This is a genomic window from Frankia sp. BMG5.60, from assembly GCF_059428125.1.
Map to the genome: position 1 here is coordinate 2,749,430 of NZ_CM182091.1, position 12,737 is coordinate 2,762,166.

9 protein-coding genes and 2 tRNA genes are annotated in these 12,737 nt (G+C 72.2%); 3 read left to right on the forward strand and 8 right to left on the reverse strand.

Going from position 1 to position 12,737, the window contains the following annotated elements:
• Positions 1-32: 32 nt before the first annotated feature.
• From AC5R91_RS11055 to AC5R91_RS11065, 3 genes are all read right to left on the reverse strand, one after another.
• On the reverse strand, positions 33-1,064 hold the full coding sequence (locus tag AC5R91_RS11055) for a rod shape-determining protein (RefSeq protein ID WP_009739818.1): 1,032 nt from the start codon (positions 1,062-1,064) through the stop codon (positions 33-35).
• A 603-nt stretch (positions 1,065-1,667) separates the two neighbouring features.
• Positions 1,668-2,081, reverse strand: a complete 414-nt coding sequence (gene ndk, locus AC5R91_RS11060; protein ID WP_011603090.1) for a nucleoside-diphosphate kinase — start codon at positions 2,079-2,081, stop codon at positions 1,668-1,670.
• Between the two features lie 103 nt (positions 2,082-2,184).
• Entirely contained in the window at positions 2,185-3,642 is a 1,458-nt protein-coding gene (locus AC5R91_RS11065) for a folylpolyglutamate synthase/dihydrofolate synthase family protein (protein WP_495397054.1), read from the reverse strand.
• 154 nt (positions 3,643-3,796) lie between these two features.
• Here AC5R91_RS11065 and AC5R91_RS11070 point away from each other — a divergent pair, with 154 nt between their 5' ends.
• Positions 3,797-5,089 carry a bifunctional folylpolyglutamate synthase/dihydrofolate synthase gene (locus tag AC5R91_RS11070; RefSeq protein ID WP_495397055.1) on the forward strand — a complete coding sequence of 431 codons (1,293 nt, stop codon included), beginning with the start codon at positions 3,797-3,799 and terminating at the stop codon, positions 5,087-5,089.
• A 76-nt stretch (positions 5,090-5,165) separates the two neighbouring features.
• Here AC5R91_RS11070 and clpX read toward each other — a convergent pair whose 3' ends face one another.
• The 5 genes from clpX to AC5R91_RS11095 form a co-directional block, all read right to left on the reverse strand.
• A complete protein-coding gene (gene clpX, locus AC5R91_RS11075; RefSeq protein ID WP_495397056.1) occupies positions 5,166-6,464 on the reverse strand; it encodes an ATP-dependent Clp protease ATP-binding subunit ClpX in 1,299 nt (432 codons plus the stop codon).
• A 426-nt stretch (positions 6,465-6,890) separates the two neighbouring features.
• On the reverse strand, positions 6,891-7,571 hold the full coding sequence (locus tag AC5R91_RS11080) for an ATP-dependent Clp protease proteolytic subunit (protein WP_495397058.1): 681 nt from the start codon (positions 7,569-7,571) through the stop codon (positions 6,891-6,893).
• A 55-nt stretch (positions 7,572-7,626) separates the two neighbouring features.
• Positions 7,627-8,268: an ATP-dependent Clp protease proteolytic subunit gene (locus AC5R91_RS11085; RefSeq protein ID WP_011603085.1), complete on the reverse strand. Its 642-nt coding sequence runs from the start codon at positions 8,266-8,268 to the stop codon at positions 7,627-7,629.
• Between the two features lie 269 nt (positions 8,269-8,537).
• Positions 8,538-10,031: a trigger factor gene (gene tig / locus AC5R91_RS11090; protein WP_495397059.1), complete on the reverse strand. Its 1,494-nt coding sequence runs from the start codon at positions 10,029-10,031 to the stop codon at positions 8,538-8,540.
• A 55-nt stretch (positions 10,032-10,086) separates the two neighbouring features.
• A tRNA-Pro gene (locus AC5R91_RS11095) sits at positions 10,087-10,159 on the reverse strand.
• A 47-nt stretch (positions 10,160-10,206) separates the two neighbouring features.
• On the opposite strand from AC5R91_RS11095, the gene AC5R91_RS11100 reads away from it, so the two are divergent.
• Positions 10,207-10,277 (forward strand) — tRNA-Gly (locus AC5R91_RS11100).
• A gap of 402 nt (positions 10,278-10,679) precedes the next feature.
• Positions 10,680-12,632, forward strand: coding sequence for a class I SAM-dependent methyltransferase (locus AC5R91_RS11105; RefSeq protein ID WP_495397943.1), 1,953 nt, complete (start codon positions 10,680-10,682; stop codon positions 12,630-12,632).
• The last annotated feature ends 105 nt before the right edge of the window (positions 12,633-12,737 follow it).

The following is a 12,737-nucleotide window of genomic DNA, read 5'->3' on the forward strand; positions in this document are numbered from 1 at the left end:
GCGGGCGCGCCGGGGGTTGCGGCCGCGGCCCGCTACCGCCGCGGCTCCGAGATCAGTACCTGCTGAAGCGCCTCGAACTCCTCGACGCACTTGCCCGAGCCCATGGCCACCGAGTGCAGCGGATTCTCGGCGATGTGGATGGGCATGCCGGTCTCGTGCCGCAGCCGCTCATCGAGCCCGCGCAGCAGGGCACCGCCGCCGGTCAGGACGATGCCGCGGTCCATGATGTCGCCGGACAACTCCGGCGGGCAGCGGTCCAGCGTCACCTTCACCGCGTCGATCACGGCGTTGACCGGCTCCTCGATCGCCTTGCGGATCTCCTCCGCGGTCACCACGATCGTCTTGGGCAGGCCGGTGACGAGGTCGCGCCCGCGGATCTCGGCGCTGGGCTCGTCAGGCACCTTGTGCGCCGAACCGATCGCCATCTTGATCTCCTCGGCGGTGCGCTCGCCGAGCATCAGCGAGTACTCCTTCTTCACGTAGGAGATGATCGCGACGTCCAGCTCGTCGCCCGCGGTACGGATCGACTGGCTGGTGACGATGCCCCCCAGCGAGATCACGGCGACCTCGGTCGTTCCGCCGCCGATGTCGACGACCATGTTGCCGGTCGGCTCGTGCACCGGCAGGCCCGCCCCGATGGCGGCGGCCATCGGCTCCTCGATGATGTACACCTTGCGGGCGCCGGCCTGGTAACCGGCGTCCTTGACGGCCCGCTGCTCCACCCCGGTGATCCCCGACGGCACGCAGACCACCAGGCGAGGCTTGGCGAAGTGGCGCCGCCGGTGCACCTTCTGGATGAAGTACCGCAGCATCCGCTCGGTCGTCTCGAAGTCGGCGATGACGCCGTCCTTCAACGGGCGCACGGCCACCACGTTCCCGGGGGTCCGGCCGATCATCCGCTTGGCGTCCGTACCGACCGCGAGGATGCCCGAGGTCGTGGTGTTGATGGCAACCACGCTCGGCTCGTTGAGGACGATCCCGCGGCCGCGCACGTACACCAGGGTGTTGGCGGTACCGAGATCGACGGCCATGTCACGACCGAGGAACGACAGCGAACTGGACATCGTCGGGTACCGACCTTCCCGGGGGATGCGGTCCTGGCCGCCTCCGGCGCGGCCGACGGCACGGCCAGCCAGGGAGCCGGAGAAGCGCGTGGAACACGTACAGGGTTCGTAGATCGGGCAGGACGACCCGGAGCGCCCCACGCGGAAACGACCGCGGCAACCGACCGTCACAGCCGGTCACTGCGACCCACCGGACACGCTCCGGGCAAGTACTTGAAGGGTAGACCGCCGGGCAGCCCCCCGCCGCCCCGGCCGGTCGCGGGGCGGCTCGTGTCACCCTTGGGTCAGATCGACCCAGCGGGCATCAATGGGTAACAGTCCCGGTACGCAACGCGCCTCAACGAGGCCCCGACGGGCGGCCAAGAACGCAATGCAGGCGCGAAATGGCAGGCCGCGATCGGCAAACTCCGGTTTACGGCTCCGCGGACGAGAGGATCCGGGGGCCGCGCGGCGCCCGGGAACTCACCCGAATCCGGTGAGCGCACGGCGCGGTCCGGTCCGCCCGGGACCACGCCGCGACCACTCACCCATCCGTGCTAGTAAGGATGGGCGCCCGTCAGTCCGCACCCGCCGGACGGGTGGGGACTGACGAGCTCACGCAGGTCAGCTCAGGCCGGGGAAGAACAGGTCGATCTCGCGCTTGGCGGACTCCGGCGAGTCGGAGCCGTGCACGAGGTTCTGGCCGATCTCCAGCGCGTAGTCGCCGCGCAGCGAGCCTGGCGCGGCCTTCACCGGGTCGGTGGCGCCGATCAGCCCACGCGATGCCTCGACGGCCCGCGGGCCCTCGGCGACCAGCGCGACCAGCGGGCCGGAGACGATGAAGTCGACCAGCTCACCGAAGAAGGGCTTGCTGGCGTGCTCGCCGTAGTGCGTCTCGGCGACGGAGCGCTCCAGCGTGCGCAGCTCCAGGGCCACCAGGGTGAGCCCCTTGCGCTCCAGCCGGCCGACCACCTCACCGACGAGGCCACGGCTGACGCCATCGGGCTTGACCAGGATGAGGGTGCGCTCGGCGGACACGGTACTCCTTCTCGATCATCGACTTCGTCGTCTCGACGGGCCCGCGGGCCCGGTGTCAACTTACAGGGTGCCCGCGCCATCACCATGGCCGAACCGGGCCAACTCAGGACCGCAGCAACGCCCGCGCCCGACCCACAACGGGGGCCGAACCAGTCACCAGCACGCCGGCTCCGCCCAGGTCCGCGTCCTCCTCGGCGAGCCGGACCGCGTCGTCGACCGCGTCGTCGAGCCGGGGGGCGATCTCGACCCGGTCGGCGCCGAACACGCCCGTCGCCACGGCCGCGAGATCGTCGACGCCCAGCGCCGCCGCCGTCGCCCCGGTCGTGACGACCACGGTGGCGAGGACCGGTTCGAGCGCGGCCAGGATCCGGGCGGCGAGCGCCTCGTCGCCGTCGACGGCGACCACGCCGACGAGTACGTCGAAGCTGAACGCCTCGTCGAGCGCGCCCGCGAGGGCCGCCGCGCCGAGGGGGTCCTGGGCGACGTCGAGCACGATCGTCGGTGATCGGCGCACGACCTCCAGCCGGCCCCGGGCGTCCACCTGGGCAAGGCCCGCCCGGACCGCGTCGAGGTCGAGGGCGCCGCGACCACCGCCCAGGAACGCCTCGACGGCGGCGAGCGCGACGGCGGCGTCGTGCGCCTGATGGGCGCCGTGCAGAGGCAGGAAGAGCTCGTCATACGTGCCACCGAGCCCCTTCAGCGTGACCATCTGCCCGCCGACGGCGATGCGGCGGCCGAGCACGCCGAACTCCATGCCCTCCCGGGCCACCGTCGCCCCGCTGCCGGCGGCCCGCCGTAGCAACGCCTGCGCGACCGGCAGGACCTGCTGGGCGAGCACGACGAGGGTGTCCGCCCGGATGGCCGAGCCGACCCGAGCGGCGATCCGGGCGAGCTCCGCCTCGGCGGCGTCAGTGTCGCCGGCGAGCACGGCGGCGTCGACGGCGTCGGCGGTGTCAAAGGCGTCGAGCGGGCTCACCCCGGCGACGCCGTCCGCGCCGACGGCCGTCACCGGGGTGATCGCGGCCACCGGCGCGTCGAGCAGGTCGGCCAGGTCGCCGAGCTCCGCGGAGCCGTCCCAGCCCGACTCGACGACGGCCACGTCGACCGGGGCGTCCGCGAACGCGGCGAAGGCGACGGCCGCGAGCAGCTCGAAGGCGCTCAGCTGGCCGTCGTCCTCGATCAGTGGCAGGTACGGCGCGATGTCGGCGAAGGCGGCCTCGAGCACTTCGGGCGAGATCGCCGCGCCGGTCAGGCCCACCTGCTGGGCGCTGCCGAGCCAGCCGGGCGACCGCAGGGAGCCCGCGCGGAGGCCGAACGAGTCGAGCAGCGCGGTGATGGCGGCCACGGTGGAGCTCTTCCCGACGGACCCCGCGACCACGATGCTGGGGAAGGCCCGCTGCGGCTGACCGAGCAGGTCCAGCAGGCGGCGCAGCCGGGCCAGTCCCGGCGGAACCGCGACGGCGGCGCGCTGCGCGTGCGCGGCCGCAAACCGCGCAGGACCCGCCCAGGCGGCATCGCCGGACGTCGAGGTGGTGCCGGCGTTCGCCGCGGCGCCTGTCACGGCCCCGATCCTACGAGTCCGGACGACCGGCCGTCCCCGGGCACCCCGGCGGCCCACCGACCTGCCCGTCGACTGTCGCCGGCCGCACAGCCAACTCGTCCGGGTTGCGCGAGTCGCTACTGTCGAGCGCGGGTGAAGGAGGCGGGAACAGCAGGTGACGTGGACCTACGACGCGGCATGCGCCGCCCTGGCCAGCTCGGTGGACCTGGAGAAGCAGGCGATCACGGCCGAGCCGCCGGTGCCGAGCCTGGACCGGATGCGAGAGCTGGCCCGCCGGCTCGGCGACCCGCAGAACCGGGGCGCGATGATCCATCTGACCGGCACGAACGGGAAGACGTCGACGGCGCGGATCACCTCGGCCCTGCTCGGCGCCGCGGGCCTGCGCGTCGGCCAGTACACCAGCCCACACCTGGAACGGACGAACGAGCGGCTGGTCGTCGACGGCCGGCCGATCGACGACGGCGAGTTCGCCCGCTGCGTCGGCGCCGCGGTGGACGCGGCCGCGCCGATGGCGGACCGCCCGACCTTCTTCGAGCTGCTGACGGCCGCGGCGTTCCACTGGTTCGCCGACCAGGCCGTCGACGCCGCGGTGGTCGAGGTCGGGCTGCTCGGCCGGTGGGACGCCACGAACATCGCCGACGGCCGCGTCGCGGTCGTCACCGGCATCGGCGCGGACCATCTCGACTACGCGGGGAGCCTGGCCGGGGTGGCCCGGGAGAAGGCCGGCATCGTCAAGCCCGGCGCGGACCTCGTGCTCGGCGAGGTCGACGCCCGTTTCGACGACGTCTTCACGCGGACGCCGGCGGCCCGGGTCCTGCGCCTCGGCCGCGACTTCGCCATGTCCGGCGGCCGTCCCGACCCCGCCGGCCGCCGCGGCGACCTGCGCACCCCCGCCGGTCGCTACGACGACGTCCTGCTGTCGCTGCACGGCGCCTACCAGGAGGCGAACGCCGCGTGCGCGCTGGCGGCGGTGGAGGCGTTCCTCGGCCGGCCGCTGCCCGCCGAGGCGGTCCGGGCCGGCCTCGGCTCGGTGCGGGCGCCCGGCCGGCTGGAGATCGTCGGGACGGCACCGTTGCGCGTGCTCGACGGCGCCCACAACCCGGCGGCGGCGGCGGCGCTGGCCCGCTCGCTCACCGAGGAGTTCCCGGCACGGCGTTGGACGGTCGTCTACGGCGCGCTGCGCGGCCACGACTTCGCCGCCACCCTGGCGGAGCTGCGCGGTCAGCGGATCGACTCGCTGATCTGCTGCGAACCGGCGTCCCCGCGGGCGATCCCGGCCGAGCAGGTCGCTGCGGCGGCGCGGCGGTGGGCGATCCCCGCGCAGAGCGTCCCCGGGATCGCGGCCGCGGTGCGGCTCGCCCGGCGGCGGGCGGGGACGACCGGGGCGATCCTGGTGACCGGGTCGTTCTACCACCTCACCGAGGCGCGGCGGGCGCTGGCGGGGTAGTCGCCGGGCTGATCCGGAGCCGGGACGGGGCGGGGCGGGCGCTGGAGTCCCGTCCCGCCCCGGCCCGGCTACGGCCTCAGGCAGACTTCTCCTGGCGGGGCGCCCGCTTCGAGGCGACGTCCCGCGGCACGAGCGTGGGGTTGACGTGCTCCAGGACGACCTCGCGGGTGACGACGACTCGAGCGACGTCCTTGCGGCTCGGGATGTCGTACATCACCGACAGCAGCACCTCCTCCATGATCGCCCGCAGGCCGCGGGCGCCGGTGCCGCGCAGGATCGCCTGGTCGGCGATGGCCTCCAGCGCGTCGGAGGTGAAGTCGAGATCGACGCTGTCCAGCTCGAACAGCCGCTTGTACTGCCGGACCAGGGCGTTCTTCGGCTCGGTGAGGATCCGGATCAGCGCCTCGCGGTCCAGGTTGGACACGCTGGTGATGACCGGCAGCCGGCCGATGAACTCCGGGATCATGCCGTACTTGAGCAGATCCTCGGGCATGATGTCGCCGAAGACGTCGGAGGCGTCCGGGTCGTCCTTGCCGTGCAGCACGGCACGGAAGCCCAGCGACTTCTTGCCGATCCGCGACTCGATGATCCGGTCCAGCCCGGCGAAGGCCCCGCCCACGATGAACAGGACGTTCGTCGTGTCGATCTGGATGAACTCCTGGTGCGGGTGCTTGCGACCGCCCTGCGGCGGCACGCTCGCGGTGGTCCCTTCCAGGATCTTCAGCAGGGCCTGCTGGACGCCCTCGCCGGACACGTCCCGGGTGATGCTGGGATTCTCCGACTTACGGGCGATCTTGTCGACCTCGTCGATATAGATAATCCCGGTTTCGGCCTTTTTGACGTCATAGTCGGCGGCCTGGATCAGCTTGAGCAGAATGTTCTCGACGTCCTCGCCGACGTAGCCCGCCTCGGTCAGCGCGGTCGCGTCGGCGATGGCGAACGGGACGTTGAGCATCCGCGCCAGCGTCTGGGCCAGCAGCGTCTTGCCGCACCCGGTCGGGCCGAGCAGCAGGATGTTGCTCTTGGCGAGCTCGACCTCAGCCTTGCCGCCCTCGGCGCCGCCGCCCCCGCCCGAGCCACCGGCCTGCACCCGCTTGTAGTGGTTGTAGACCGCGACGGAGAGGGTCTTCTTCGCCGTCTCCTGCCCCACGACGTAGCTGTCGAGGAACTCGTAGATCTCGCGGGGCTTGGGGAGCTCGTCCCACTTCAGCTCGGAGGACTCGGAGAGCTCCTCCTCGATGATCTCGTTACACAGATCGATGCACTCGTCACAGATGTAGACGCCAGGGCCGGCGATGAGCTTTTTCACCTGCTTCTGCGACTTACCGCAGAACGAGCACTTGAGCAGGTCACCGCCATCACCGATGCGTGCCACCGAGGACTCAGTCCCTTCGTCCAGACGATGGTGTCGCCTGCGTGTCAGGGGCGGTTGACACCGCCCGGTCGTCGCGTGTCTGCCTGCAACCATCCCCGTGGGGACGGTACCCCGCCGAGCGGCCCGGTGAGTGCCCTATCGCTCGGCTCATACCGGTCAGCCTACGGTCACCATGGCCGTCCTCGCGCGTCCGCGCAGTCCCATAAGGCCAACGCGTCACGGACGTCGAGACGCTGACCGCATTCGACCTGTCGGCGCGTCGCGCGAACCGGCCCCCGACCGCCCCGCGCCACGCCGCCGACCTCGCGCGGCATCGCGCCGCGCGAGGCCTCGGCCGGTGGGCGCGCGAGGCGCCCGACCGGCGCCCCGGCCCGCGCCGGGAGGCCGGTGAGCGCCCGTCGTCCAGCACGCGTCCGGGACCCGCCGCTAGCGCGTGGTGGCGAGCCGCGAGGACTTGCGGGTCTTGATGACCTCGTCGATCAGGCCGTACTCCTTGGCCTCGTCGGCGCTGAAGATCTTGTCCCGCTCGATGTCCTTGCGGATGTCCTCTTCCTTCTTGCCGGTGTGGGTGGCAAGCATCCGCTCCAGCAGCGCACGCATCCGCAGGATCTCGCGGGCCTGGATCTCGATGTCGCTGGACTGGCCCTCCCCCTGCGCCGAGGGCTGGTGGATCAGGATCCGGCTGTTCTCCAGCGCGAACCGCTTACCCGGCGTCCCCGCCGCCAGCAGCACGGCCGCCGCCGACGCCGCCTGCCCCATGCAGATCGTCGAGATGTCCGGCCGCACGAACTGCATCGTGTCGTAGATCGCCGTCAACGACGTGAACGACCCACCCGGCGAATTGATGTAGATCGAGATGTCCCGGTCCGGATCCTCCGACTCCAGGAACAGCAACTGCGCCATCACGTCGTTCGCCGACACATCGTCGATCTGCACGCCGAGGAAGACGATCCGCTCCTTGAGCAGCTTCGAGTACGGGTCCATGCCGTACTCGCCGCGGGAGGTCTTCTCGATGATGTTCGGCAGGACGTAGCGGCCCTGCGGCTGGCCGGCGGCCTGGCGGGCCTGCTCAGACCTCATCTGCTGGTAGAGCGTCTCGTGGAACATGATGGCTGCCTCCGGGGACGGATGACGGGTTCGGTCCGGTGAGCGGGCTGCCCGCTCAGCTCACCGGCCCCTCGCTGGGAACCTGGCGGGCCTGCTGGACCACGTGGTCGACGAACCCGTAGTCCTTGGCCTCCTCGGCGGTGAACCACCGGTCCCGGTCGGAGTCGCGCTCGATCTGCTCGATCGGCTGCCCGGTGTGGAACGCGATGCGCTCCTGCATCATCCGCTTGGTGTAGAGCATCTGCTCCGCCTGGATGGCGATGTCGGAGGCGGTACCCCCGATCCCTCCCGACGGCTGGTGCATCATGATCCGCGCGTGCGGCAACGAGTAGCGCTTGCCCGGCGCCCCGGCGCAGAGCAGGAACTGGCCCATCGACGCGGCGAGGCCGAGCGACACCGTCGCGACATCGTTCTCGACGAACTGCATGGTGTCGTAGATCGCCATACCGGCGCTCACGGACCCACCCGGCGAGTTGATGTAGAGGAAGATGTCCCGGGTCGGGTCCTCCGCGTTGAGCAGCAGTAGCTGCGCGCAGATCGCGTTGGCGATCGAGTCCTCGACCACCGATCCGAGGAAGACGATCCGGTTGGCCAGCAGGCGGTTGAACACCTGGTCGTCGAAGGCGGGTCCACCCTGGCCGGGCGAACGGAGCTCCGGACCCGGAACTGGTAGGCGCGGAACTGCGAGGTTACTCACGGTCAGCTCCTCGGCTTCCTCACATGGGGCGGCTGATTGACCGGCTCGACACTATCTGTGACACGCGCAAGTTCTCGCCCTTCAGGCTCGATGTTCGCGCTGGGCGTGAGGACCGGCCAGTCCGGACGCCCGCGCGACACCGCCCGCCGGTCTCCGGCGAGGGCCCCCCGAGGGCCGCCGGTAACGCCAGGCAGCCCCCGGACCGAGTCCGGGGGCCGCCTGGAGAGCCGAGATCGGTGCGCCGCGAGCCGCCCCGGTCTGCCGCAAGGTCAGATGTCGCGGTCCCCGCTGTCGCCCGCCGCGGTCGCGGCCGGTGCCTCGGCCGACTCCGCCGCGGCCTCGCCACCGGCGTGGTCATGGTCGGCGTGGTCGTGGTCGTGGCCCTCGTGATCGTGGCCCTCGTGGTCGTGGCCCTCGTGGTCGTCGTCCTCGTCGGCGTCCGGCGCCGGGCGGGCCGGGAGCGCGAGCTCCACCGGGTTGCCCTCCCCGTCGACGACCTTGGCGTTCTCCAGCAGCAGGAACAGCGCCTTGGTCCGCAGGACGTCGGCCATCAGCGCCTGCAGCCCCTCGCCCTGGGCGAGCTGCTGGGCGTAGACGTCGGGCTGCAGGCCCGAGCGCTGGGCGCGGTAGATCACCTGCTCCATGAGCTCGCCCTGGTCGATGCCGATCGACTCGGCGTCGATGACCGCGTCGAGGATGAACTGGGAGCGGATCGCCTTGCCCGCGGTCTCGCGGACCTCGGCGTCGAACTCCTCGGCGGACTGGCCGAGCGTCTCCAGGTAGGTCGCGCGGTCAGTGCCGATGTTCTCCAGCTCGTGGGACAGCCGGTGCTCCCGGGCCTCGATCTCGCCCACGAGCAGGGAGTCCGGGACGGGTACCTCGACCCGCTCCAGCAGGCTTTCCAGCAGCTTCTCCCGGGCCTGCCCGACCTGCTCGGTGCGCCGCGACTGCTCCAGCCGGCTGCGCACGTCGGCGCGCAGGTCGTCGAGCGTGTCGAACTCGCTGGCGGTGGTGGCGAAGTCGTCGTCGAGGGCGGGGAGCTCCTTCTCCTTGACCCCGCGCACCGTCGCGGTCACCTCGGCCTGCTGGCCCGCCTGCTCGCCCGCCAGCAGCTCCGTGGTGAACGTGCGGGACTCGCCGTCGGCGGCACCGACGATCGCCTCGTCCAGACCCTCGATGAGGTTGCCGCTGCCGACCTCGTAGGACAGCCCCGTCGCCTCGGCGCCCTCGATCGGCTTGCCGTCGGCCTGCGCGGACAGGTCGAGCGAGACGAAGTCGCCCGTCTGCACCGCCCGCTCGACCGGCTGAAGCTGGGCGAACCGGTCGCGTAGTGCGCCGAGCTGCTCCTCGACCTGCTCGTCGGTGACCTCGACGGCGTCCACCGTGACCGACAGGTCGGCGAACTCCGGCAGCGCCACCTCGGGACGGACGTCCACCTCGGCGGTGAACACGAGCTGGCCGCCGTCGGCGAACTCGGTGATGTCCACCTCGGGGCGCGACAGCACGTCGACCTCCTCGGCCTGCACGGCCTCGGAGTAGAGCTGCGGCAGCGCCTCCTGGACCGCCTCGTCCAGGATCACGCCACGACCGAGGCGCTGGTCGAGGATCCGCGGCGGAACCTTGCCCGGCCGGAAGCCGGAGACGCGGACCTGGCGGGCCAGCTTGCGGTAGGTGGCGTCGAGCGAGGGCTTGAGCTCGTCGAAGGGCACCTCGACGGTGAGCTTGACCCGGGTCGGGCTGAGGGTCTCCTTGGTGGCCTTCACGGCGCGGCGGTCTCCTGGTACGACGTTGGACGGGGTGACACGCCGAGGCTATCGGTCGGGGCGGGGAGACTCGAACTCCCGATCTCCTGCACCCAAAGCAGGCGCGCTAGCCACTACGCTACGCCCCGAGGCGTTGCTCGCTTATCTTACGGGGTAAGCTCGCACCGATCACCTCGCGGGTGTAGCTCAATGGCAGAGCCCCAGCCTTCCAAGCTGGCCATGCCGGTTCGATCCCGGTCACCCGCTCTTCAGGCTCCCCCCACCCCGGCTGTGGTCGGCATCGCGCCGGGCGCCCTGCGCCGCGGCGAACGGCGAATCCTGGATCCCCACCAAATCCACCCGCCCGCGGGTGTCCGAGGTCGGATCCCCCGCCCGTGAGACCCCCGCGCCGGTTCGGCGACGATCACGCCCACGCACCCGGCCGGAGTCGGCGTCGGGGCCGGCTCGGCCCGCGCCCATCGACATGCCGAGCCGGCATGTCGGCCGGCATGTCGCGTGGCCGGGGACGATGTCGGCGGTCATCGTCCGCAGACGGATCAATCGAGGGTCTCGCCGAGGCGCGCCGGATGGCCGGGCGTATTTTCGGGAGCTTCCCCCCGACACCGGCCCGTGACCACCACCGGACCGCCCGAAGGAGTACAGATGGTCATGAGGCGCCGCGGCTGGCTACCGGTGGCGGTCGGGATCGGGATCGGGCTGAACACCGTCCGGCTGCGCGCCCGGCTGCATGCCCTCGAAGTGATCGAAGCGGGCGAGATCGGAGCGGGCGAGAAGGCCGCGTCCGGGGCGCCCGGTACCGGGCTGAGCTCCCCTTATGTCCTGCTCTCCGTACCCGGACTGACGCTCACCTCAGGGCAGCGCCGTGCCGCCGAGGCACACGCCCGCCGGCACGGGTTGGAGGTGCTCGACCTGGTCCCGGCGGAGCTGGCCGCGCACCGGGTACTCGACCTGGCCCGGATGGTGGAGCCGGCGACCTACCGGGCGGCCCGCCTCGCCCGTGGCCGCGGGGCGTTCCAGGCGGTGCTCGTCGATCGCGGGGTGCTGGCGCGCACCGGACTTCCGGCCGCGGCCGACCCCCGGCTCGCCGAGCGCCCGGAGCTCTCCGACTTCGCCGATGCCGAGCTCGTCGCGGTGATCCAGGTCTGCAAGCGGCACGCCGCGGCCAGCACCGACCTCGCCGTCCTGCCCGGGCTGGCCGGGCAGGCGCCGGACGACGGCGCCACCCGACTGCCCGTCCAACGCGCCGCCTACGCCTGGGAGCCCGCTCGACGCGTCCTGCCCGTCTTGCGTGACGGCGCGATCCTGCTCGGCGCGGCGAGCAATCCGCCGGCCGCCCTCGCCGCGCTCGGGATGTCCTGGCTACAGCCGGTGATCGTCGGTGGCGGCCGGGTGCGGGTGACGTCGGGGACACTGCGCCGCAGCGCGCTCACCCGCCGCCGGGTCGCCACCGCCCAGGTACGCGGGTCGGGCGGCCGCCTGCGGGAGCTGTTCGGCGCTCTCCCGGACCCGTCGGCCACACCGGATGCCGCAGCCGCGACGGTCGGCGGCTCGCGCGGGCGGCCGAACCCGGCCGAGATCGCCCGCCAGCGCGCCGGCTACCGGGCGGACCTCGCCGCCGGCCTCGACCGTTTCTTCGAGCGGCCGCGCTCCACCTGCCCGTGGTGCGGCGGCGGCGAGCTCACCGCCCGCCTGCACGGCCGCGACGTGGCGCAGGGCAAGCCCGGAGAGTTCCGGTATGACCGGTGCGCGGCCTGCGGCCACGTCTTCCAGAACCCGCGGCTGTCTCTCGACGGGCTGGAGTTCTATTACCGGGACTTCTACGACGGACTCGGCGCAACGGCGCTGGAGGAAGTGTTCGGGTTCAGCCCGGAGCCCTACCTCGACCGCGCCCGCCAGGCCATTCCGACTCCCCGGAACTGGCTGGACGTGGGGGGCGGACACGGGCATTTCTGCAATGTCGCGAGAACCGTCTGGCCGGGGACCCGGTTCGACGCCCTGGACATCGGCGCCGGCATCGAGGAGGCCGCCCGGCGGCGCTGGGTGGACCACGCCTACCGCGGTTTCTTCCCCGAGCTCGCCACCGAGGTCAAAGGGCGCTACGACGTCATCAGCATGTTCCACTACCTGGAGCACACGAGGGATCCGCGGGCCGAGCTGGATGCGGCCGCGGCAGTACTGGAACCGGGCGGTCATCTGCTCATCGAGGTGCCGAATCCCGACAGCCCGGCGGCCCGGCTGTACGGCGCGCTGTGGCCGGGCTGGCTGATCCCGCAGCACCAACACCTGATGCCCGCCGCCAATGTGGCCGTGGCACTGCAGGAACGCGGCTTCGCGGTGCAGGAGACCCGCTTCGGCGAGGTGCATCAGAAGGGTGACCCGGTGATGGCCCTGTACGGCCTGCTGCAACGGCTCGCGCCGTCGCCGTCGGCCGCCTGGCGCACCGCCGCGCCTCCCGGCCGAGCGCAGGCCGTGCGGGCCCTGACGGGGGCGGCGCTGGTGCCGGCCTTCGCCGCCGGCCTGGTCCTGGACGAGGTGAGCCGCCCCTATCTGACGTCGGGCTCGCGCGCGAACGCCTACCGGATCCTCGCCCGCCGGCTTTAGCCGGGCAGTGCGGAGACCGGCTCCGCTCGGGCCCAAGTCACTGCGTCGCGGGTTCTCGTGGGCACTGCCGATGCCGCGATCCCGGGCGGCGGGCCCGCCGCCCGG